This window comes from Mycobacterium sp. D16R24 (assembly GCF_002013385.1).
GTDB lineage: Bacteria > Actinomycetota > Actinomycetes > Mycobacteriales > Mycobacteriaceae > Mycobacterium.
On sequence record NZ_MAEV01000013.1, the window covers coordinates 47,208 to 68,998 of the forward strand.

20 protein-coding genes and 1 pseudogene are annotated in these 21,791 nt (G+C 65.7%); 3 read left to right on the top strand and 18 right to left on the bottom strand.

The genetic code is table 11. The features are described 5' to 3' along the window. Positions 1-6: 6 nt before the first annotated feature. The 7 genes from steA to B4383_RS11700 all read right to left on the bottom strand — a co-directional run bounded on the left by steA (position 7) and on the right by B4383_RS11700 (position 6,812). The gene (gene steA / locus B4383_RS11670; RefSeq protein WP_078292650.1) at positions 7-1,191 is read right to left on the bottom strand and encodes a putative cytokinetic ring protein SteA; all 1,185 of its coding nucleotides are present in this window, start codon (positions 1,189-1,191) and stop codon (positions 7-9) included. A 183-nt stretch (positions 1,192-1,374) separates the two neighbouring features. Next, the gene (gene recN, locus B4383_RS11675) at positions 1,375-3,144 is read right to left on the bottom strand and encodes a DNA repair protein RecN (protein WP_078292651.1); all 1,770 of its coding nucleotides are present in this window, start codon (positions 3,142-3,144) and stop codon (positions 1,375-1,377) included. A gap of 2 nt (positions 3,145-3,146) precedes the next feature. Then, complete coding sequence (locus tag B4383_RS11680) at positions 3,147-4,100, bottom strand: NAD kinase (protein WP_176126697.1); 954 nt, start codon at positions 4,098-4,100, stop codon at positions 3,147-3,149. After that, positions 4,100-4,906: a TlyA family RNA methyltransferase gene (locus B4383_RS11685; protein WP_078292652.1), complete on the bottom strand. Its 807-nt coding sequence runs from the start codon at positions 4,904-4,906 to the stop codon at positions 4,100-4,102. Before B4383_RS11685 ends, B4383_RS11680 begins: the two co-directional genes overlap by 1 nt. A gap of 2 nt (positions 4,907-4,908) precedes the next feature. Further along, a complete protein-coding gene (locus tag B4383_RS11690; RefSeq protein ID WP_078292653.1) occupies positions 4,909-5,118 on the bottom strand; it encodes a hypothetical protein in 210 nt (69 codons plus the stop codon). Positions 5,119-5,167: 49 nt separating this feature from the next. After that, positions 5,168-6,172: an HAD-IIA family hydrolase gene (locus tag B4383_RS11695; RefSeq protein WP_078292654.1), complete on the bottom strand. Its 1,005-nt coding sequence runs from the start codon at positions 6,170-6,172 to the stop codon at positions 5,168-5,170. Then, complete coding sequence (locus tag B4383_RS11700; RefSeq protein ID WP_078292731.1) at positions 6,165-6,812, bottom strand: hypothetical protein; 648 nt, start codon at positions 6,810-6,812, stop codon at positions 6,165-6,167. Before B4383_RS11700 ends, B4383_RS11695 begins: the two co-directional genes overlap by 8 nt. A gap of 365 nt (positions 6,813-7,177) precedes the next feature. Between B4383_RS11700 and B4383_RS11705 the strand changes: the two genes are divergently transcribed. Further along, positions 7,178-8,836, top strand: a complete 1,659-nt coding sequence (locus B4383_RS11705; protein ID WP_078292655.1) for an ATP-binding cassette domain-containing protein — start codon at positions 7,178-7,180, stop codon at positions 8,834-8,836. Between the two features lie 12 nt (positions 8,837-8,848). Here the strand turns inward: B4383_RS11705 and tyrS are convergent, their stop codons facing one another. The 3 genes from tyrS to B4383_RS11720 are packed head-to-tail and all read right to left on the bottom strand — an operon-like array spanning position 8,849 to position 11,826. Next, on the bottom strand, positions 8,849-10,177 hold the full coding sequence (gene tyrS, locus B4383_RS11710; protein ID WP_078292656.1) for a tyrosine--tRNA ligase: 1,329 nt from the start codon (positions 10,175-10,177) through the stop codon (positions 8,849-8,851). A gap of 12 nt (positions 10,178-10,189) precedes the next feature. Then, complete coding sequence (locus tag B4383_RS11715) at positions 10,190-11,215, bottom strand: ADP-ribosylglycohydrolase family protein (protein ID WP_078292657.1); 1,026 nt, start codon at positions 11,213-11,215, stop codon at positions 10,190-10,192. 5 nt (positions 11,216-11,220) lie between these two features. Next, positions 11,221-11,826, bottom strand: a complete 606-nt coding sequence (locus B4383_RS11720) for a DNA-3-methyladenine glycosylase (protein ID WP_078292732.1) — start codon at positions 11,824-11,826, stop codon at positions 11,221-11,223. A 28-nt stretch (positions 11,827-11,854) separates the two neighbouring features. On the opposite strand from B4383_RS11720, the pseudogene B4383_RS26290 reads away from it, so the two are divergent. Further along, positions 11,855-11,953: pseudogene (locus B4383_RS26290) on the top strand (TetR/AcrR family transcriptional regulator); the annotation flags it as partial. On the opposite strand, the gene B4383_RS11725 reads toward B4383_RS26290, so the two are convergent. The 3 genes from B4383_RS11725 to B4383_RS11735 form a co-directional block, all read right to left on the bottom strand. Next, the gene (locus B4383_RS11725; protein ID WP_078292658.1) at positions 11,943-12,146 is read right to left on the bottom strand and encodes a Trm112 family protein; all 204 of its coding nucleotides are present in this window, start codon (positions 12,144-12,146) and stop codon (positions 11,943-11,945) included. The pseudogene B4383_RS26290 and the gene B4383_RS11725 sit on opposite strands and share 11 nt — an antisense overlap. A 10-nt stretch (positions 12,147-12,156) precedes the next feature. Continuing rightward, positions 12,157-12,636 carry a hypothetical protein gene (locus tag B4383_RS11730; protein ID WP_078292659.1) on the bottom strand — a complete coding sequence of 160 codons (480 nt, stop codon included), beginning with the start codon at positions 12,634-12,636 and terminating at the stop codon, positions 12,157-12,159. 101 nt (positions 12,637-12,737) lie between these two features. Beyond that, positions 12,738-15,710 carry an acyl-CoA synthetase gene (locus B4383_RS11735; protein WP_078292660.1) on the bottom strand — a complete coding sequence of 991 codons (2,973 nt, stop codon included), beginning with the start codon at positions 15,708-15,710 and terminating at the stop codon, positions 12,738-12,740. A 140-nt stretch (positions 15,711-15,850) separates the two neighbouring features. Here B4383_RS11735 and B4383_RS11740 point away from each other — a divergent pair, with 140 nt between their 5' ends. Next, positions 15,851-17,227 carry a hypothetical protein gene (locus tag B4383_RS11740; protein ID WP_078292661.1) on the top strand — a complete coding sequence of 459 codons (1,377 nt, stop codon included), beginning with the start codon at positions 15,851-15,853 and terminating at the stop codon, positions 17,225-17,227. Here B4383_RS11740 and B4383_RS11745 read toward each other — a convergent pair whose 3' ends face one another. From B4383_RS11745 to B4383_RS11765, 5 genes are read right to left on the bottom strand one after another with little or no spacing between them, the layout of a single operon-like run. Then, a complete protein-coding gene (locus tag B4383_RS11745) occupies positions 17,228-17,782 on the bottom strand; it encodes a hypothetical protein (protein WP_078292662.1) in 555 nt (184 codons plus the stop codon). Continuing rightward, positions 17,779-18,387: a hypothetical protein gene (locus B4383_RS11750; RefSeq protein ID WP_078292663.1), complete on the bottom strand. Its 609-nt coding sequence runs from the start codon at positions 18,385-18,387 to the stop codon at positions 17,779-17,781. Before B4383_RS11750 ends, B4383_RS11745 begins: the two co-directional genes overlap by 4 nt. Further along, positions 18,384-19,166 carry a DUF4352 domain-containing protein gene (locus B4383_RS11755; protein WP_078292664.1) on the bottom strand — a complete coding sequence of 261 codons (783 nt, stop codon included), beginning with the start codon at positions 19,164-19,166 and terminating at the stop codon, positions 18,384-18,386. The genes B4383_RS11750 and B4383_RS11755 overlap by 4 nt, the downstream gene beginning before the upstream one ends. Positions 19,167-19,175: 9 nt before the next feature. Beyond that, positions 19,176-20,585 carry an argininosuccinate lyase gene (gene argH, locus B4383_RS11760; protein WP_078292665.1) on the bottom strand — a complete coding sequence of 470 codons (1,410 nt, stop codon included), beginning with the start codon at positions 20,583-20,585 and terminating at the stop codon, positions 19,176-19,178. Further along, positions 20,582-21,790, bottom strand: coding sequence for an argininosuccinate synthase (locus B4383_RS11765; protein WP_078292666.1), 1,209 nt, complete (start codon positions 21,788-21,790; stop codon positions 20,582-20,584). Before B4383_RS11765 ends, argH begins: the two co-directional genes overlap by 4 nt. Between the last annotated feature and the right edge of the window lies 1 nt (position 21,791).

Below are 21,791 nucleotides of genomic sequence, written 5' to 3' on the forward strand. Positions count from 1 at the left end.
AGTAGCTCAGCTGACTAGGTTCTGCACCCAGACCGTCATCCGGTTCCAATAGGCGAGCAGCCACTCGGCCGCGCTGTCGCCCGCACTGGTGACCCACAGCATCGTGATCACGGCCACCAACACCGCCAGGATCAACAAGGCGATGGCCCCACCGGAGAACCGGTTGCGGTACAGCGTCGCAACGGCTTTGGAGTCGACGAGCTTGGCGCCCACCTTGAGCCGGGTCAGGAAAGTCGACGGATTGGACTGCTGGCGTTCACGATCGAAGAACTCCTCGATGGATGCGGTGTGGCCCACCGTGACGATCAACGATGCACCGTGGTGATCGGCCAGCAGCAGTGCCAGGTCCGCGGCCGAACCCGCCGCCGGGAAGGTCACGGCCCCGACTCCCAGGTCCTGGATGCGTTCGAGCCCGGCGGCGTGCCCATCGGCGTCGGCGGGAAGAACTACCTGCGCACCGGATTTCAAGACATCGTTACTCATCAGCAGCGGGTCGCCCACCACGATGAGCGGCCGGTAGCCGGCCTTACGCAGGATGTCGGCGCCGGTCCCGACTCCGATGAGAACCGGTTGATACTCCTTGATGAACGGCTTGAGGTTCTTCAGGTCGTGGGCGGCACCGACGCCGTCAGACACGACGATGACATGGCGGTTGCGCAGGTCGATGTCGACGTCCGGGATACCGATCCCGTCGATCAGCAGCGGGCTCTCGCTGCGGATGAACTCGATGGTGTTGCCGGAGAACGCCTCCAGGTGCGCGACCAATCCGGTCTTGGCCTCGGTCATCAGGTCGTGCACGTCCGCATCGGTGCGCGGTGTCCCGGCGATGAGGCGGCGGTCACCGTTGTAGATGCCACCATTGTGCACCCGAACCGTGGAGCCATCCTTGACCTTTTTGAAGACCTCGGGTCCGATGCTGTCGATGAGAATGATGCCGTTCGCGACGAGCACCTCGGGCCCCAGATTCGGGTAGCGGCCGGAGATCGACGGTGAGACGTTGACCACAGCGCTGACGCGCGCGTCAACAAGAGCGTCTGCCGTGATGCGATCCAGATCCAGGATGTCGATAACGGCAATATCACCCGGGTTGAGGCGTTGCAGCAGCCGGTTGATGTCCCTGTCGGTCCGCACTGTTCCGACGATGCCAGGCCGGGAGCTGCTGCTTCGAGTGAGCATCGTGGTCAAGTTCATACAACTGATGATCGCCCGCGGGGCTGCTCAGGCAGTGGAGGCGCGCCGTAACACCTGTCACATTGGTCACTCCAGCACCCCTGGTTTCAGGGCCGAATGGGCGCATACCGCGCAGGTCACATGGGTTTTCATGCCACAAGCGTGCCCCGCAAGCGGGAGGTACCCCAGCTCGTGGAAGGGAACTCAGCCTCGCTCGGAGCGGGCGGCATCGAGCAGCTCACGGGCGTGCGCCCGGCCGGTGTCGGAGTCGCCGAGCCCGGCGAGCATCCGGGCCAGTTCGGCGACCCGATCCTCGTCATCCAGACGGCGGACACCGCTGCCCTTACTGCTCACCCGGTCAACAGTGAGGTGGATATCGGCGAACGCCGCGACCTGGGGCAAGTGCGTCACGACGATCACCTGGTGGGTATGCGCCAACTTGGCCAACCGCCGGCCGATCTGCACGGCGGCTCGGCCGCCCACACCCGCATCGACTTCGTCGAACACCATGGTGGTCCCGGCAGTCGAGGCCGCAAGCACCACCTCGAGGGCCAGCATCACGCGCGAGAGCTCACCTCCGGATGCGCTCTTGGCCAGCGGCAGCATCGGGTTGTCGCGATGGGCGGCGAATCCGAATTCGACGGCGTCGGCACCCGCCGATCCCGCGTGCACGGTCTGCCCGGACGGCAGTGTCAAGGGCGCCACATCATCGGTCCGGACCGCAATGGGTTCCACTGCGATGGTGAACGCGGCTCGGTCCATCGCCAGGCCCGCCAGCTCGGCGGTGACGGCTTTACCCAGCGCCTTGGCGGCCTTGGTACGCGCCTTGGTCAGACCAGTTGCGGCGGTAGCCAGTTCGCCGGCGAGTCGATCCACGCGGGCAGAGAGGGCATGGAGTGTTTCTTCGGGGGTGTCGACCTCGGCCAGTCTGCCGCGCGCCTCCTGCGCCCATGCGATCACCCCATTGAGGTTGGCAGCATACTTGCGTGTCAGCGTGCGCAGCTGTCCCTGACGTGCCAGCTTCTCCTCGAGCGTGCTGGCGTCGCTCGGCAATTCGTCCGTAAACGCGGTCAGCTCACGGGAGACGTCACCAACCACCGCGAGTGCCTCGGCCAATTGTGGTGCCAGGGCTCGCAGCGCGGCGTCATCGGTGGCTTCCAGCAGGACCTTGGCCTTCGCGATGCGATCGATCGCCGACTGGGAATCGTCGGCCTCGCCATGGGAATCCGAGCCTGCCAGCGCGCCGCGTGCGGAGGCCGCCGCATCGCGCAGCGCGTCGAGTTCCGACAGGCGATGGATATCGGCGGCGAGCTGGTCGTCCTCCCCCGGTTTGGGGTCGACGGCATCGATCTCGTTGAGCGCGAATCCGAGTCGATCGGCTTCCTGCGCGAGCTCACGCACCCGGTTGGTGCGGTCGATGAGGTCGCGCCGCGCGGTGAGCCATTCCTCGCGCAGCTTGCGGTAGGTGGTCAGTAGCGCCTCGATGCTGGCCGGGCCTTCCGAGGCGAATCTGTCCAATGCGGCGAGCTGCTGCTCGGGGCGCATCAGGCGCAGCTGGTCGTTCTGGCCGTGCACCGTGAGCAGACCCGCGGTGAAGCTGGCCAGCGATTTGGCGGGCACGCTGCGCCCGCCCAGGTACGCGCGCGAGCGGCCATCGGACGTCACCGAGCGCGCGGCGATCACGCTGCCGTCGTCGTCCCGTTGTGCCCCCGAGGAATCCAATACCTCCGTGACGTCGGCGGGCTCGGCGCCCAGCGGATCGGTCGTGAGGAATCGGCCCTCGACCACGGCGCGGTCGGCACCCGCCCGCACCCGGTTGGCGTCGGCGCGCGCCCCGCCGAGCAGATGCAGACTGGTGACCACCATGGTCTTACCGGCTCCGGTTTCGCCGGTCAGCACGGTCAGCCCGCTGTCGAACTCCGCGGTGGCGGCGGGGATGGCGCCGAGGGACTCGATGCGAATCTCGGTGAGCACGACTACCTTCCCCGCCAGCCCTTGACGGGCAGGTGGAACTTACGCACGACCCGGTCCGCGAACGGCTTGCTGTCCAAGCGCGCCCACAGCACCGGCTGATGGCCGCGCACCACCTCGACCCGCCCGCCCGGCGGAACCCGGATCTCGCGACGGCCGTCACAGAAGAGCAGCGCGTCATGCCCGTCGGCCTCGATCTCGACGGCCACGGTAGAGGCGGGGCTGGTCACCATCGGCCGCGCGAACAATGCGTGAGCGTTATTGGGCACCACGAGGATCGCGTCCAGGTCGGGCCAGACAACCGGTCCACCCGCCGAGAATGCGTAGGCGGTGGATCCCGTCGGGGTCGAGACGAGAACGCCATCGCACCCGAATGCCGACACCGGACGGGCGTCCACCTCCAGTACCACGCCGAGCACGCCAAGTCGGGGACCCTTTTCGATGCTCACCTCGTTGAGTGCCCAGCCGCGTTCGACCACGTCACCGCCGATACGGACCAGAACATCCAGTGTCATGCGGGTCTCGACGCGGTAGGTGCCCTCCACCACATGGGTGAGAACGGCGTCGATCGCTTCGGCCTCCACCTCGGCGAGAAAACCGATGCGGCCCAGGTTGACCCCGAGTACGGGTGCGGTGGCGCTGCGTGCGAGGTCGGCGGCCCGGAGGAAGGTGCCGTCTCCGCCCAGTACCAACACCAACTCACAGCCGGTGGCGGCATCCTGATCGGCGTCGACAACCTCGACGCCCACACCGAGGGAGCGAAACTCGGTCGGGTCCAGGTGCACCGGTCCGCGATCGATGGCCTCCGCGGAGAGCACCCGCAGCGTGATGCCGTTCTCCCCCAGTGTTTTCGCGACACGGCGGGCGGTTTCGATGACCTCAGCACGGCCCGTGTGAGCGACAAGCAAGATCTTGCGTTCGGTCACCTGAGTCTGACGTTCTTCGCCCAAGCGGGTCATCACTGCGGCCCCTTCGTAATAGCTTCGGCAACGGCTGCCTCAACATCCAGGCCGGAATCTGTTTTCCGTAGCCAGAGGAAGTACTCGACGTTTCCAGACGGCCCCGGCAGTGGGCTGGCCGTCACTCCCGCGGTGTGCCAACCCTGCGTCTGCGCGCGGCGGGCAACCGATACCACAGCATCGGTGCGCAGCTGCGGATCACGCACTACTCCTCCGGCGCCGACAAGCTCCTTACCCACCTCGAACTGGGGCTTGACCATCGGTACGATATCGGCATCGGTTGCGGCACAGGCGATCAGCGCGTCAAGCACCAAAGCGAGCGATATGAAGGAGAGGTCGGCCACGATCAGTTGTGCTGATCCGCCGATGAGTTCGGGTGTCAGGGTGCGCACATTGGTCCGATCGAGAACCGTGACCCGGTCGTCGGACTGCAGGGACCAGGCCAGTTGTCCGTACCCGACATCGGCGGCCACCACCTCGCGTGCGCCCGAACGCAGGAGTACCTCGGTAAACCCGCCCGTCGATGCCCCGGCATCCAGACAGCGCTTGCCTTCGACGGAAAGCCCCTGTGGGCCAAAGGCGTCAAGCGCACCGAGAAGTTTGTGAGCGCCGCGCGAGACCCACTTGTCCACGGGCTCCCCCTGCACCACAAGGGATGCCGTCGCCGGCACGGCTGTCGCGGCTTTGGCGGCCGGAATACCGTCGATACGCACCCGGCCCGCGTCGATCAGTTCAGCTGCTTGCTGACGCGAACGTGCGAGCCCTCGGCGCACCAACTCGGCGTCGACCCTGGCGTGCCGGGCCATGGCTATCCCTGCTCCGCGGATTCCAGTGCTCGGACCAACACATCATGTGCCTGCTCCAGGACCTGGGCTTGAGTCTCGAGATCCAGTTCGGCCTCGGATTCGCCGAAGCCGGCGGGTGGGTCGAGCCGACCCAGCAGCGCCTGGACCTGGGACCGGACCTCATCGGGGTCAGGTCCACCAGCCTGGCGGGCAACATCGTTCGGGGTGGTCATCGCGCTCAAGGCTAGTGGATCTCCCCGGAGTGGCAGGGGCGGCGACACACTATCCGGCAGAAAGCTGCTGCAAGACTCGTTCTGCCAGGTCATCAGCGGGCACGATGGGCCTGATGGCCGGTGCGGAGTCCGTCGCCCACACCGCGGCCGCCAGGGCCTGGGCCAGCGACAAGGGCGACCCTGTGTCGTCGATGGCGCCGATCGACACCTGGTCGGCATCAACGGTTACCCGCCACGACGGCTTCGGTTCGATACGCACCTCCGACTGCGGCAGGTGCAATGCCGCCAGATCGGTCCCCAGGAACGTCGGTCGATGCGCGGTGTCGGCCCAGATCGCGTCGATGGCGCTGTTCACGCCGGTGAGCACCATGAGACTGGGCAGGCCCGCGGCATTGGCTCCGGAGATGTCGGTATCGAGCCGGTCCCCGACAACGAGAGGTCGCGTGAAGTTGCCGCGTGCCAACGCATCCTCGATAAGCGCCCGTCCCGGTTTGCCGGCCACGACGGGATCGGCATCGGTGGCGGTGCGCAGCGCGGCGACCATGGACCCGTTTCCGGGCAGCAAGCCGCGCTCGGTGGGCAGGGTGGCGTCCACATTGGCCGCCACCCAGTAGGCGCCCGCCCGGATGGCGAGTGCGGCCTCGGCAAGGGTGGTCCAACAGGTGTCCGGCGAATGCCCCTGCACCACAGCGCGGGGGGCCTTGTCGAAGCTGCGCACTGGGGTGAGGCCGACGGCGGCCACCTCGGCGGCCAGCGCCTCGGTGCCGACCACGAGTACCGCATCCTCGCGTTCGAGCGCCTCGGCGAGCAGTCTCGCCGCACTCTGTGCGCTGGTGACAACGTCACCGGGCGTGGCGGCGAATCCCAGGGAGGTCAGGTGTTCTGCCACCTCGGGTGCGGACCGGCTCGCATTGTTGGTGACGTAGAGCTGCCGAACGCCGCTGGCCGCCGACAACGCCGCGATGGCGTTCGGGGTGGGTTCGGCACCCCGGAACACCGTGCCGTCGAGGTCCAGGAGCAGGCAGTCGTGGGCGCCGGCGAGTGTGTCAGGCAAGTTCGGCAGCCCGATCCTCGGCGTCGGTCAGGCCTTCGACATCGGCATTGGCGGCGTGTAGGAACCATTGCACCGCTTCGGGTTTGCGATCCAAAGCCAGGAGGATGTCGGCGTAGGCGTAGAACAGCCGCGCCGCGACCACACCGACACGCTTCGGATCGGGTGCAGGCGTGGACAGCACCGCCAACGCTTGATCGAGCTGTCCCATATCGGCGCGCGCGCCGGCGGTGACGATGCGCAGTTCGTCGGCGGCATCGCCGGTGAGCGCCTTGGCCTCATCGCCGCGGGCGAGCTCGATGGCGCGTTCGGGTCGACCGACTCCCCGTTCGCAATCGGCGATCAGCGCCAGCAGCGGCGACCGCGTGCCCATGCGCTTGGCCGCGCGCAGCTCGGACAATGCCAGCGCCCAGTCTCCGCAGTGATAGGCGGCGATGCCGAGCGCTTCGCGAACTCCGGCGATGCGGGCCGCGCGGCTCTTGGCTGCCTTGGCGTGCTCCAGCGCGGCCTCCGGGTCCTCGTCGAGCAGGTTGCCCGCGACGACCAGATGCCGGGCCACCGTGTCGGCGGTGTTCTTGTCCAGGCTGAGTAATTCGGCGCGCACATCGTGGGCCAGCTGCTTGGCCTCGACCTCGTCAGGAATGGTCGGGCCGAAGTTTCGTGGGGCCTGGCGGTCGTCGGTGCGCCGAGGCCGCGGTGCCTGATTTCGCTGAGGTCGATCACCGCCGCGCTCGTCCGACCGGCGCGGACGCGCTGCGCCGCCGCCACGGTCGTCGCGCCGCGCACCCGAATCCTGGGCGGGGCGACTCGTGCCGTGCTTTTTGGGCCCCTGTTGCCTGGGTCCTCGCTGGTCCACGGGCACCTCCTTTGATCGATGAGTCCCCCACGCATGGGAGGTGCCCCCAGCTTGCGCGAAGACCATGTATTACAGCGCGAGTATGCCGGTAACAGGCCCTTCGCCGGAAATTCGGTGGCAATCGCGGTGATCCGTTGCGCAGACTGAACGCTATGAGCCATGTGCAGCTCGATGCCATCGGCTACCACCTCCCAGACGGCAGAGCGCTTCTTCACGATGTCAGCCTCCGCGTCGGCGAAGGCAGCAAAACCGCGTTGATCGGCCCCAACGGGACCGGTAAGACGACGCTGTTGCGCGTCATCGCCGGCGACACGGATCCGCACGACGGGTCCGTCACGCGTGGCGGGCAGCTCGGCGTGATGCGACAGTTCATCGGTTCCGTTCGTGACGACTCGACCGTCCGCGATCTGCTGCTGTCGGTAGCACCGGATCGCATCAGAGCAGCCGCCGGTCGTCTGGACCGCGCCGAGCTGGCACTCATGGAGCATGACACCGAACGCGATCAGCTCGCCTATGCGCAGGCACTGGCCGACTGGGCCGATGTGGGCGGATACGAGTTCGAGACCGAATGTGACGTGCACACCATGGCGGCGCTGGGAATCCCGTTCGAACTGGCCAGATTTCGCGGCGTGAACACACTTTCGGGAGGTCAGCAGAAGCGACTGGTCCTCGAATCGCTGCTGCGTGGTCCGCACGAGGTGCTGCTGCTCGACGAGCCCGACAACTATCTGGATGTTCCGGCCAAGCGGTGGCTTGAGGAGAGGCTGGCGGAGTCGCCCAAGACTGTCCTGTTCGTCAGCCATGACCGGGAGCTGATCAATCGCGTTGCCGGCCAAGTCGCTACGTTGGAACCCACCCGGTCCGGGTCCTCGCTGTGGGTGCATCCGGGGTCGTTCGCGACGTATCACCAGGCGCGGGCGGACCGGAACGCCAAACTCGCCGAGTTGCGCCGCCGCTGGGACGAGCAGCGGGCGGCGCTGCGTGATCTGGTGTTGATGTATCGGCAGAAGGCGGCGTACAACTCCGATATGGCCAGCCGTCTACAGGCAGCCGAGACTCGGCTGCGTCGATTCGATGACGCGGGGCCACCCGAAGCAGTCCCGCTGCGGCAGAACGTTCGCATGCATCTCACCGGTGGTCGCACCGCCAAGCGTGCCGTGATTGCGGAGAACCTTGAGTTGACCGGTCTCACACAGCCATTCGATACCGAGTTGTGGTACGGGGATCGGGTCGCGGTGCTGGGCGGTAACGGCACCGGCAAGTCGCATTTCCTGCGACTGCTGGCCTGCGGGGGCAGCGATCCGGAGCCGGACCAGCTGCCGGTGGGCGACATGATTCCCGAAGCGGTGCGCCACGACGGACGATTGCGGCTCGGCGCAAGAGTCCGTCCGGGTTGGTTCGCGCAGACGCACCATCACGAGGCGCTGATGGATCGGACACTGCTGGACATCCTGCATCACGGGGATGAACGGCGCCCAGGACACGGACGTGAGCAGGCCTCACGGATCCTGGATCGCTACGGTCTCGCGCCGTCGGCCGAGCAGACCTTCGGCTCGCTGTCCGGTGGACAGCAGGGCCGATTCCAGATCCTGCTGTTGGAGTTGATGGGGTCGACATTGCTGCTACTCGATGAGCCGACCGACAACCTGGACCTGCATTCGGCGGAGGCATTGGAAGATGCGTTGGCGGCCTTCGACGGGACGGTGATCGCGGTCACCCACGATCGATGGTTCGTCCGGACCTTCACGCGCTACCTCGTCTTCGGTGAGGACGGCAAAGTGAAGGAATCCGTTGAACCCCAGTGGGCGTAGTGGACTCTGCGACTAGCGGATTCGCTGCACTCCGGCGACATTGCGCTTTCCGCGACGAAGCACCAGCCACCCCCCGGTGAGGTAGTCGCCGTCGCTCGGAGTCCACTCCTCGGCGTCCACCCGGGTGTTGTTGACGTACACACCGCCCTCCTTGATGGTTCGGCGGGCGGCGCCCTTGCTCTCCGAAAGTCCGCTGCTGACGAGGAGATCAACGATGGTGTCGGGTTCTCCGTCCGCGAGCCGGGCGGGCTCTCCGTTGCCGGCCTCGGTGAGCGCCGCGGTCAGTGTGCCCTCGTCGAGACGGTCCAGCTCACCGCGACCAAACAGCGCGCCGCTGGCGAGTTCGACTGCTTGGGTGGCGCTTTCGCCGTGTACGAGGGTGGTGACCTCTGCGGCCAGGCGACGCTGTGCGGTACGCTCGTGCGCCCGCTCGGCCGTCGCGGCCTCAAGCTCACCGACCTCATCCGCGGACAGGAAGGTGAACCAGCGCAGGTAGCGCACCACGTCGGCGTCGGCGGTGTTGATGAAGTACTGGTACCAGGCGTATGGACTCGTCATGTCGGGATCGAGCCAAAGGTTGCCGCCCCCGGTGGACTTGCCGAACTTGGTGCCGTCGGCCGCTGTCACCAACGGAACGGTCAACGCATGCACGGAGGCGCCGTCGAGCTGGCGGGCCAGCCGGACGCCGGCGACGATATTGCCCCACTGGTCCGAGCCGCCTATCTGCAACGAGCAGCCGTACTTTCGGTGCAGCTGCACGTAGTCATTTGCCTGCAGCAGCATGTACGAGAACTCGGTGTAGGAGATGCCATCGCCCTCCAGGCGGCGGCGGATGGTGTCACGGTCGAGCATGACGTTGACGGAGAAGTGCTTACCCAGATCGCGCAGGAACTCCAGGGCGGACAGCCGACCGGTCCAATCGAGATTATTCGCGACGATGGCTCCGGTTGAGGTGTCATTGAATTCGACGAACCGCTCGAGTTGCCCGCGGATTCGATCGGCCCACTCGGCCACGGTGTCCGCGCCGTGCAGGCTGCGTTCGGAGGTATCGCGCGGGTCTCCGATGAGGCCCGTGGCTCCTCCGGCCAGCACGATCGGCCGATGTCCCGCCCGCTGGAATCGGCTCAGTGTCAGCAACGGCACCAGATGCCCAGCGTGCAGACTCGCGGCGGTGGGGTCAAAACCCCCATAGACGCTGATTGGCCCCCTCGCGATATCGGCCGCCAGTGTGTCGCGGTCGGTCGTCTGCGCGATGAGACCCCGCCAGGTGAGCTCACCGAGGATGTCGGATGAGCCGCTTGCGCGAAGACCGTCAGTTATAGAAACCACGGCAACGATCATCCCCTATCGGGTTCAGCGTGCGGGATACCGCTCATCCCATCGTGGCCCCGAAGGCCCGAGAAGATCGTCGGCGACGGTGGCGATGACCTCGCGCAGCTCGAGCCGATCCAGCCAGTCCGTGGGTAGCGCCCGCATGCCCCACATCGCGCCGAGAATGTTTCCGGTGATGGACCCGGTGGAGTCGGAGTCGCCGGAATGGTTCACCGACAATCGGATTCCGTCCTTGAAGTCGCGCGCACGAGCGGCCGCGCAGACACCGATGGCAAGTGCTTCCTCCCCAACCCATCCGCCGCCGAGCTGGGATGCGACCCGTTCCGGCGTTGGCCGTTCGTGCGCGGCGAGCTCGACACCCCGGCTGAGGGCTTCGTGTGTCTCCTCGTATCCGGAGTGCGCGGTGAGCAGATCCAGTGCGCTCCGCACGGCCTCGGCCAGCGATGCCCCGGCGGCCAATCGATTAACGATCACCGCGAGCGCGCCGGCACTGAGGTAACCGCTGGGATGTGAGTGGGTGAGCGCGCCCATATCCGCAGCCAGTTCGAAGGCCATGGCCGGATCGCGCTCGGCAAATCCGACCGGTGCGGCTCGCATCACGGCCCCGCACCCCTTGGAGTTGTTCAACGGGTGCGTGCGCGAACCGCGCTCGCGGGCAGGCGAGCTGGTGGACTCGAGCGCCGATAGGCAGGTGTTCCCGGGCGCGCGCAGAGAGTGCAGCCCGGAGACCGTGACCAGCCATCCATCGATGACATCCACAGGCACCTGGCCGCCCTGGGTATGCAGCCAGCGCAGGTAGGCGCGATGCGCGATGTCGGCCGGGTCGTTCGCGGGGCCACGGCGGGCCCGGATGAGCGCCTCGGCCGTGAACAGCGTCATTTGAGTGTCGTCGGTGATGAGCATCGGCTGCCCCGGTGCGGGTTCGGCGATGCCGTCACGCCCGAACTGCAGCCGGATCTGCTCCATGCTGTCGAACTCGACGAACCCACCGAGGGCGTCACCGAGTGCACCGCCGAGCAGCGATGCGCGTATTCGTCCGTCAGTCATACAACTCAGTATTCGGTTTGCGGCGCACGGGGACTACGCCGGTATGCGGAAACCTCCGGATATCCGGGCAGCCAGAACCGCCAGGGGCGATCCGCCGCCACGCTGACACCCACTCGTGGCCCGGACTGGGCCTTCTGCCGGCGGCTCAACGTGACACGTACCGGACTGGATGCGGAGAAGACATCGACGCCGTTGTCTTCGGGGGTGACCGCGAGAGCGGCGCCCAGGTTTCCGGGGCCGCGGGCCAAACCCGCGTCATCACGGGCGGTGGGGCGCCGCTGCCAGCACGTGGGGGCACCGTCCACGATTGCCGCGGCCCGCATCAGTACACCGCCGGCGATACCGTCCGGGCCGCAGACCACGTTGGCGCACAGGTGAATTCCATGGCTTCGATACACGTACAGGTGACCGGCGGGCCCGAACATGACCCGATTGCGATTCGTAGGCCCGCGATACGAGTGCGAGGCGGGATCGGACCATGGCCCGTCAGGCACGCTCCCATAGGCCTCTACTTCGACGATCACCGCTCGGACTCCGCGAGATTCGATGGTGGCGCCGAGGAGGCGCTGTGCGGCTTTGACCGGGTGGGTCGTCAGGATCTCGGCACTCACCCCTCGATTGTCCGTGACACCCGGATAGGAGCCGCTGGCGTCACTGACGGCCGAGGAGATCGCCCTCACCGTCGGGCCGAACATACAGCGGTATCTGACAGGCGAGCTGCCGGGCCTTACTCGGTGAAGCGCTGGTGCTCCTCGTCTGCCACGTCGCGGGCCTCGTCGGGCAAGAGCACCGGGATCGAGTTCTCGATCCGATAGGCCTTACGTAGGCGAGGGTTGTAGAGGAGGCCGTCAGTCTCGCCACCGATGAGCAGGAGCGTCCCGCGGTCGATCGGGCAGACCAGGATGTCGAGGAGTGCTGCGTCAAGAGGCATGTCGGTGCTATCAGCCCAGCGGGATGTTCTCGTTGAAGATCTGCTGGCCCCCGCCGCCGCTGACGCCGATACCCGGTCCCGGATTGACGTTGGGCGGTCCACCGTTCGGGTTGTTCGTTCCGTTGGTGCCGCTGATGCCGATATGGACGGGCTGCTGCGGCTTCTGAGCGGCCTTGAGGAACTGGGACTGGGTGGCGATGACCGACTTCAGCGAGTTGATCAGCGGCATCTGACTGGGCCGCTTGTCGAGCGCGGCCTTGAGGGCGTCATTCTGCGAGGAGCTCACCTGGGCGCCCCTGGCTCGTAGCTGAAGCGCCGTGCGGACCAGGTTGGACACCTGACCGCCACTGGTTCCGGTGGAGTACTCGTGCGCGATGTCATCAAGCACATCGGCGCTGGCGGTGCCGACGCCGGGCCCGAACACCAAGGCTGCGGAGAGACCGGCGGCGGCCAGTGCGGTGCCAGTGAGGGCACGTAGGCGTGTCGGCATGACGAGTTCCTTCCGGGTATCGCGGAGGTCAGCCTAACAACAACCCGCCACATCAGCAGCGGAAGGCGCGGGGAACCGGGCTGGTGCAGCCCCGATGCGGCTTACTGCGCTGCGCCCTGCAGCGCGTCGTACGTCGCGGCGGTCAACCGATGGTAGGCACCTGATTCGGGGTCGAGATACCAGGTTTGCCGCCCCGGTTTCGGGAACCCGGACGCCCGAAGGTGCGTGGTGGACGGGCGATACGTGGCACTCAGCGGCAGGTTCGGTACCACCTTGACGATATCGGGGCGCTCCGAGATCGGAACGGAGGCAAACGCTTCCGCCAGGTCGGCCGGGGATATCGCTTCGCCGGGCCGCAGAACCACAGCGGTCACCGCGACGTGGGTCTCACCGGACTCCACGGGATATGTGGCGACCAGGTCTATGGCGCTCACCGAACCCAGTGCGTGACTGGTGGCTTCGGCGTACACAACGCCGCGTGCCGTGCGGATCGCGGTGTTTCGGCCGTCGAGCATCCAGAAATCGCCGTCCTCGTCGCGGCGGAAGAGAGATTCCGAAGATACCCAGGTGTCGCCCGCGGCGAACACGCCGCGCCGGACCGCGGCGGCGGGGTCCACGTCCCCAGGCGGCTTCGCCAAAAGCAACCCCACCTCGCCGGGCCTGGCGATCTGGACGAATCCGTCTTCCCCCTCGATGATCACGTCGTCGACGGGGTCGTAGGCGGCGAGCCGAACCTTCCCGCCACCGGGAAGCGGTCGGCCCTTGCTGCCGATTTTGGTACCGGACACATTGGCCAGCACCGCTTCCCCGTCGGTGGTCGCGAAGAACTCGACGACATGGGCGGGTGCGAACCTCTCGGTGACACGCCGCCACAGGCCCGAGGGCATACCCGAACCGATGAACAACCGCACCGGATGATGGGCGCCCAACGCCAGGGAAGGATCGTCGATGACCTCATGCATCATCGCCCAGGTGTAGGAGACGACGGTCACGCCGTACTGGTGCACCTCTTGCACGAATCGATCGGGATTGAGTCCGCGTGACAGCGCAATTCGCGCCCCACCTGCCACTGCCCCACCCAGGCTCACCAAGAGCCCCGACTGATGATGCAGCGGTGTGAGGCAGTACACGGTGTCATTGGCGTTGAGTGCGGCCGCCGACGCGGTACCGAACGCCGACAATGCCCACCGGTGGTTGGTGATCTGCTTAGGCACCAGGCGGGACCCGTATCCGCTGAACATCACGAACGCCAGATCGCGGGCCTGCCCTGGATCGGGCCGGTACCACCCGGGCAGCTCGACCGCGTCGGGGTCGATCTTCTCCATGTCGATGATCGAGCCGTCGTCCGGTATGGACAGGTCGCGTGATTCGCCACCGCCGAGTACCAGAATGTGCACAGGAAGATCTTGTGCGGCAGGAAGATTCGGCGGATCGGTGAGCAGTTCGGAAATCTCACCCAGCTTCACCGCGACCTCAAGGTCGGCATCGGGCGGCAGTAGCACCGCGACGGCCCCCAGCCGGGACAGTGCGGCAATCGCCACCAGGGCGCTGGGCCGGGTCTCCATCAGAACACCCACCCGGACGCCCTGACGCACGCCCACCTCGATGAGGCCCCTGACCACATTGTTGATGCGGCGATCCACCGCCTCATAGGTGTGTACCCGGCCGTCGAATAGGAAGCTCTCACCGTGCGGAGTGCGGCGTGCCTGTTCGGTCATCAACCGGCCCAGGGAGATTCGGGTGTGATCGTGGATCTGCCCGAGACGTGTCAACCGCGGCAGCGTGCGAACCGCTTCGACGGCAATGGATTTCACTGACTTGTTGGCGGCCGCCGCGGCCGCACCCGCGGTTCGGGCGGCGGCGATGGCGACTTCGGTGGTGGTGCTCAAACCATGTGCTACCCGGGAGGTGAGCGGGACACCGCCGCTGTCGAGCTGGCCGCTTTCGTGCTCGTACATGAGGTCGACCGACGGGGGTTTGGTCGCCTCGCCCTCCCGCCACTGCACCCACTGGCTGACCGTCGGCCACGTCTGGGCCACGGCGGTGGAGCCGACGACAAGACCGAAGTGACCGGCGCGGATCAGGTACTCGTACACGTCGGCCTTCGGCGCGGCGCGCAGGATGCCGCGCACCGAAGCGGGCTGCCCGATGTCGTCGACCTCGCCCACCACCGCCAGCACCGGGCAGGTGATATCGCTGAGCGTGACCACTCGGTCATTCACGGTGAAGCCGCCGGTGGTCATTCGGTTGTGCACCACAAACTGGCGCAGCAGCTCGGCGATCGCAGGACCGGACCAGGCGATCCACCCCTCATTGGCGAGGAACTTGCGCTGCTGCTCGCGCGGCAGCAGGGCATCGCGGTCGTGCAACTGCCGTAAGAAGTCGAGGCGGCCCTTGACGGTCTTGACCGGGTCCAGCATCTGGAACCCGATGCGCGCCGACCACGCCGGGATGGAGAACCGGCTGAAGATGTGGTCGGCCATGAACTCGGCGATATCGGCCGAAAGCCCGGCGGGCAGACCCATGGGCATGGCGGCGTTGGCGTCGACCGGCGAACCGAACGTGATGATGCTCGCGATGGTGCGCGACTTGCGCAGTGCCGCAGTCTGATAGCAGAACATGCCGCCTTGTGAATATCCGGCCAGGTGTATCTGACGGCCCGTGATCCGATGCACGGTCTCGATGGCGTCACTGACAGCCACCACGTGATCGGACAGGGTGCGTTCCATGCCACCGGCCATCCGGTCGGGGCTGCCGAAGTCGATGACCCATGGATCGATACCGGCGCGGTGCAGGATGCCGACGGCGCCGCCATCCTGGGTGACGTCCCACATGTCGGCGGCCATCATCATCGGATGCACCATGAGGACCACTGGTCCGGCGTCCTCGGTTTCGGAAGATCCCGGCGCGAAATAGCGGCGCAGCCGGTACATCGGCACGCTTTCGACGATCTGGTGCGAGGAGGCGGTGCTGCCGGTTTCGAGTCCGCCGAGGCGCAGAACCTCCAGCCCGTTCTGCGCGGTGGCCGCCAGGCGCGCGACGGGCTTGGCCAAGGAGGAGAGATTGAAGGACACAGCTACTCCTTAGACCGACCATCCGCGATATTGCCCAGGTGAGGGCCTGCATATCCTGTCACAACGGGCGTAGCGGGCTGACCGAATCCCCGTCACCGGATAGGAAGCGACGTCGCGATGCGAGCCTCTACGATGACGCGGTGGGGAATCTGTTGCTGCGTCCGCTACGCCTCTGGGTGATGTATCTGCCTCAACTGGCCGCGTGCTATCTGCTGGGTCTGTTAGGGCGCAACATCGCGATCGAGTTGGCCGCGAAGTTCGGATGGAACAACTATCTGATCGTCGACCTGATCATGCCGTTCGCGGGTCTTGCCCGACTCGGTTCGATCGTCGCGATGTTCCTGGTGCTGCGCTCGGCCATTCCATCGCTCTCCGTCCTGCCCAAGGCATCGTTGCGGCAGGTCGACCTCTTCTCGAGTGTCGTGCTGCCGTTCTTTGCCATCTACCTCGCATGGCAGATGTTCGCCGACGACTGGATCGCCTATGAACACAAGGCGATGTACCTGCGTGTCGGTGCCGCCATGAACCATTCGGAGCCGGTGCTGGATCTTTCGAATGTGCCGGTCACCAACCTGGTGTGGTACCTCATCGTGGGCGCGTTCGTTCTTCGGTACGCCCTCAAACTGAAGTGGGTCGAAAGTCGGACGCCGACGTGGTTCGTCTTCATCAAGGTGTACCTGGACGCGCTCTGGGTGTTCTTGATCCTGTCGTTCGCAGCCAGTAAGGGCGTCACCTTCTTCCTCAAGCCGACTGCATGGTTCAAAGAACGTCGCATCGTTGTCTGGGCCGACACCAGCCGAGCCGAACTCTTCTCCCATTTCCGGCCGCTGGAAGTCATTTGGAACGTGTTGACCAGCGCGCTGCACATTGCCTTCAGCGGCGCGGCGGTGCCGTTGATCTGGCTTGCGATCGCGGGAATCGTCTACGGCACCTCAAACCAGGCGAGCTGGCGAGGCGTGCTGCGGCAGGTGGCAGGAAGTCATGGCGATGTGGTCGCGGATCGTCTCGCGCCATCCCGGCAGCGGGTCGACCAGCGGCTATCCGGGCTCTCGGGCGATACCCGGAAGAAGACTGCCGAGCTGGCGCTGTCGCAATTCGGCAAGTTTCGTCCCATCGCGGACTCCGCACGACTGGTCCTGCACGGTGGGTTCATCGTGCTCTCCGGTTATGTGCTGATCTATCTCTGTCTGGCCTGGCTGGACATGTCGGATAGCTTCTATCGCCCGCAGATGCAGGTCGGCGGCTATCTTGTCCGCGGTTTCGCCTGGATACTGGGTCCGCATTCCGAGGAGTACTGGAATGCGGTCGGGCCTGTCCTAGCGGCGCTCTCCGGCATCCTCATTGCTTCGCTGCGGGTTTGTATCATCGCCTCGGTTTTCGCGCACTGCGTGGAACGTGCCGAAAGTGGCCATCAGTCCGCGGTCTCCGACGCCAGCCAAAATCAGGGTGAGGTCCTGGACTACCCGGATACGGTGGATACAGATCCACGTATCGATCTGACCGGACCACGCATCTGACTACGGAAGATCAAGCCGAACAAGGATTTTGCCGCCGATATTCTCGGTGATCTCCACGGCCTGAGGCTCGATGTCATCCGGCATGAGAAAGACGAACAACAGGTCACCCGGTCGTCCACACGATTGCGTAGATCCGTCCGGTATCCGTATGCCGCCGTTATCGAATTCGGCCTTCCACATGTGCGTTCCATCGGTTATCCGCGCCGCACAGTACATATCGGCGGGCGGCGGCCCCGAACGCTTGATTGTCACCAGGATGAGTTGAGTGCCTTTGGGCAGGACCGTGTTGAGCGGTCCCTGCCGTTTACCGAGACGGCGAATCTCGCCGAGCTCCCATGTCTGACCGTTCACGGCTGCGGATTGGCCGGCGGGAACCACGAACTCGGAACGGATGCTTGCCTGGTACTCGCGCCACGGACCCCAGAAAGAGATCAAGGCGATGATCACGAACAAAACCACCAACGCCACGGTCGCCACGACGTTGCGAAACCAAAGCTTGTTTCGCAGGACGCCGCGCTGATCGCGGCGGTGTTTCGCAGAGTCGATCACCGTCATGGGGCGCCAACCTTGGTCTTGGCCAACGCCAGCACCGAGGAGCGGGGCGCATGGCTCGGGTCCAGCGGCACGTCAATGATCAGCCCGGTGTCCCACTTGTTGGTGCCTGTCGACACATACAACCGTCCGACGCTGACCCGGTTGACAAGTTCTGTCGGCGCTTCGAACACATAAACACCCGTCTGGGGAATCAACGGGTTCAGGATCGCTCCGCCCAGCGTTGAGAGACCCAACCGATCATCAGGGATGTACGAGTTTCCGTCGAGTTCCAGCGCGACGCGCGCCGAGGGCGCATCGAGCAGTGAGGTGATCGTCGCCGTCACGACCACCCACTGTCCCGACGTCGTGAGGTTGCGATTCTTGGGCAGTGCGCCGGTGTGTTTGACGACGGGAGCCACCGCGGCCTTGATCACAGTCACCGAGAAAAGCCTGCCGCTCACGGGACTGCCCGCACTGCCATGCACATCGAACGGTGCCTGCACATCCGTGGCGTACGGCAACCGGCGCCAAACGAACACCGAGGCCGCCAAGATGGCGATGACAACGCACACGGTCCCCGCGATTCTGACAAGGGGCGGCACGTTCTGGAATGCTCGGATACTCATTTCGGGCTCCCGACTGGCACAACCGTCCTCGCGCTGCCCCCGACGCTCTGCCACCCTGCGCCGTAGATAACGTAGCCTTGGCCGTACTTGCGATATGGAACTTCCACCGTCACAGTCGATCCCACGGCGACAGCGGTGTCCGGGACGCTCCAGACCAGAGCCACCTTTTCCGTCAATCCAGGTTGCAGCGCGGTCAGCATGGTTCCGTCCGACATTCGCAGGGCCGTCGGATCGTGCGACGACGGCAGGTAGGTGTTCTGCGCGTCGGCGACATCGGGCAGCGCAAATATGGATGAGACCCCGTCCGGCCCTTCACCGTGATTAGTGACATCGACCAGCACGCCAAGGTACGAGCGGCCGGGCTTCTCCTTGAGCGTAAATCCGTTGCCGGCCAGCTTCTTGACTAAAGATGCCCGCTGCACGGTGATCGAGAATTCGTGGTTGTCGAAGGCCTGGCCGACGTTGAAGGTCTCGGGCGCCTTTTCCACCTTGTCGAGCCCGCCAAACCCCGCAGTGGTCAGCACTGCGGCGATCGCGACGACGTGCCACATCTGGATGAATTCGAGATCTTTCCACCAACTGCGGACGGTTTCGGACAGCCTGCCGAACACTCCACGCGGTGCCGGATCCACAGCGACTGTGGGGCCCGTGGTCGCGGCCGCTGATGAGTCACCGCCCACCGGGGTGTTCCCCGGGCGACGCCACGCCGCATTCGGGTCGTCCGGTATATCTCCCCCCGGACCGGGGCCCGACGATGTCGGGTCCGGCTCGCCGTCCATGGCTGGATATTAGCGGCTCTGGCCGCGCAGCACGTTTAGACGGGCCAGCACCAGCTCACGCTGCTCGGCAACGCGTTCCGGCGCGGTGCCGCCACGTGCGCTGCGCGAGGCCACGGATCCGGACGTGGTGAGCACTGCGTGCACCTGTCCCGTCAGGTCCGGATGTATGGCCGCAAGCTCGTCATCGGTGAGATCCTCCAGGCCGACGCCGCGGGCCTCCGCGACACGAACTGCCTCCCCTGCCGCCTCATGCGCGATGCGGAACGGTACGCCCTGGCGCACCATCCACTCCGCCAGGTCGGTGGCGAGGGTGAATCCCGCCGGGGCGAGTGCCGCCATGCGTTCCGTACGGAACCGCAGCGTGGCGACCAGTCCGGCCATCGCGGGCAAGAGCAGTTCCAACTGAGCCACCGAGTCGAACAGCGGCTCCTTGTCTTCCTGCAGGTCCCGGTTGTACGCCAACGGCTGCGCCTTCAACGTGGCGAGCAGGCCGGTGAGGTTTCCGATCAAGCGCCCCGACTTTCCGCGGGCCAGCTCGGCGATGTCGGGGTTTTTCTTCTGGGGCATGATCGAGCTACCGGTCGACCACGAGTCATCGAGTTCAGCGTACCCGAATTCCGTTGTGCTCCAGAGGATAATGTCCTCGGACAGGCGCGACAGGTCGACTGCGATCATCGCGAACACGAAGGCGGCTTCGGCCGCGAAGTCACGGGCCGATGTCGCATCGATCGAATTCTCGGCGGCGGCAGTGAATCCCAGGTCCAATGCGATGGCGTCCGGATCCAGGCCGAGTGAGGAGCCCGCCAGTGCGCCGGCCCCATACGGTGAGATGGCGGTGCGCCTGTCCCAGTCGACGAGCCGGTCCACATCGCGGAGCAATGGCTGCGCGTGTGCGAGGAGATGGTGTGCGAGCAGCACCGGTTGTGCGGCTTGCAGATGCGTCTTGCCCGGCATGATCGCCTGCGGGTGAGCACCGGCCTGATCGGCCAGCGCTTGCACCACGTCGAGCACACCGTCGGACACTCGCGCGGCCGCATCACGAAGCCACATCCGAAACAGCGTGGCGACCTGATCATTTCGAGACCGGCCGGCGCGCAGACGGCCACCGACATCGGCCCCGACACGCTCGATCAGGCCGCGTTCCAGAGCGCCGTGCACATCCTCGTCGGTGTCGGCGGGGACGAACTGTCCCGAAGCGATGTCGCGGTCTAGCTGCCGCAGCCCCTCCACCAGGGCGGACAACTGCTCATCGGTGAGCAGATCCGCCTTGCGGAGTACCCGCGCATGTGCAATCGACGCCCGAATGTCGTACGGCGCCAACACCCAATCGAAATGGGTGGACTTGCTCAGCGCGGCCAATGCGGGCGCGGGCCCACCGGCGAACCGGCCGCCCCACAGTGATCCCTCGTTGGTGCTCACTTTCCGGACAGGTCCCGCTGCGCGGAGATCTTCGAGGACAGTCCGTGGATATGCACGAAGCCCTTGGCGCTCGACTGGTCGAAGCTGTCGCCCTCGTCGTAGGTGGCCAGGTTGAAGTCGTACAGAGACTCGGCGCTGCGGCGGCCGTTCACCGCGATGTTCCCGCCGTGCAGCACCAGGCGGATATCACCGGAGACGTGCTGCTGGGTATCGGCGACGAATGCCTCCAGTGAGCGCTTCAGGGGCGAGTACCACAGACCGTCGTACACCAGCTCGGCCCACTTTTGGTCAGTGTGCCGCTTGTACCGGCCGAGCTCGCGCTCCAAGGTGACGTGCTCCAGCTCCTCGTGCGCGGTGATGAGGACCATTGCGCCCGGGGCTTCGTAGATTTCGCGGCTCTTGATGCCGACCAGACGATCCTCGACGACGTCAAGACGGCCAACGCCCTGCGCACCCGCCCGCCGGTTGAGTTCGACGATGGCCTCCAACACGGTGACCGGGTTGCCGTCGATCGCGGTGGGCACGCCCTTGTCGAAGGTGATGATCAGCTCATCGGGTGCCCCCCAATTGAGCGTCGGATCTTCGGTGTAGTCGTACACGTCCTTGGTGGGAGCGTTCCAAAGGTCTTCCAAGAAGCCGGTTTCCACCGCACGACCCCAAACGTTCTGGTCAATGGAGAACGGAGACTTCTTGGTTACATTGATCGGGATTTCGTTCTCGGCGGCGAATGCGATGGCCTTTTCGCGGGTCCAGGCGTAATCGCGCACCGGGGCGAGCACCTCCAGATCCGGTGCCAGCGAGGCGAACCCGACTTCAAACCGAACCTGATCGTTACCCTTGCCGGTGCAGCCGTGCGCGACGATTCCGCCGCCGTGCTCGCGTGCGGCGTCCACCAGGTGCTTGACGATCAGTGGCCGGCTGATGGCCGACACCAGCGGGTACCGATCCATGTACAGCGCGTTGGACTGCACAGTCGGCAGGCAGTACTCGTTGGCGAATTCGTCGCGGGCGTCGATGACAACCGCTTCGACGGCGCCGCAGTCGATGGCACGCTGGCGCACCACCTCCATGTCCTCGCCGCCCTGGCCGAGGTCGATCGCGACGGCAACCACCTCGCGGCCGGTCTCTTTGCCAATCCAGCTGATCGCCACCGACGTATCGAGCCCACCCGAGTAGGCAAGGATTACGCGGTCAGAGGTTGTCATG

Excerpts from the sequence above, each read along its gene's own strand:
- B4383_RS11725 (WP_078292658.1), bottom strand. The coding sequence starts at position 12,146 with ATGCCTCTTGACGCAGCACTCCTCGACATCCTGGTCTGCCCGATCGAC.
- B4383_RS11755 (WP_078292664.1), bottom strand. The coding sequence starts at position 19,166 with ATGGACGGCGAGCCGGACCCGACATCGTCGGGCCCCGGTCCGGGGGGA.
- B4383_RS11765 (WP_078292666.1), bottom strand. The coding sequence starts at position 21,790 with ATGACAACCTCTGACCGCGTAATCCTTGCCTACTCGGGTGGGCTCGAT.
- B4383_RS11715 (WP_078292657.1), bottom strand. The coding sequence starts at position 11,215 with ATGACTGACGGACGAATACGCGCATCGCTGCTCGGCGGTGCACTCGGT.
- B4383_RS11730 (WP_078292659.1), bottom strand. The coding sequence starts at position 12,636 with ATGCCGACACGCCTACGTGCCCTCACTGGCACCGCACTGGCCGCCGCC.
- B4383_RS11690 (WP_078292653.1), bottom strand. The coding sequence starts at position 5,118 with ATGACCACCCCGAACGATGTTGCCCGCCAGGCTGGTGGACCTGACCCC.
- B4383_RS11680 (WP_176126697.1), bottom strand. The coding sequence starts at position 4,100 with ATGACCCGCTTGGGCGAAGAACGTCAGACTCAGGTGACCGAACGCAAG.
- B4383_RS11745 (WP_078292662.1), bottom strand. The coding sequence starts at position 17,782 with ATGACGGTGATCGACTCTGCGAAACACCGCCGCGATCAGCGCGGCGTC.
- tyrS (WP_078292656.1), bottom strand. The coding sequence starts at position 10,177 with ATGATCGTTGCCGTGGTTTCTATAACTGACGGTCTTCGCGCAAGCGGC.
- B4383_RS11705 (WP_078292655.1), top strand. The coding sequence starts at position 7,178 with ATGAGCCATGTGCAGCTCGATGCCATCGGCTACCACCTCCCAGACGGC.
- steA (WP_078292650.1), bottom strand. The coding sequence starts at position 1,191 with ATGAACTTGACCACGATGCTCACTCGAAGCAGCAGCTCCCGGCCTGGC.
- B4383_RS11750 (WP_078292663.1), bottom strand. The coding sequence starts at position 18,387 with ATGAGTATCCGAGCATTCCAGAACGTGCCGCCCCTTGTCAGAATCGCG.
- B4383_RS11685 (WP_078292652.1), bottom strand. The coding sequence starts at position 4,906 with ATGGCCCGGCACGCCAGGGTCGACGCCGAGTTGGTGCGCCGAGGGCTC.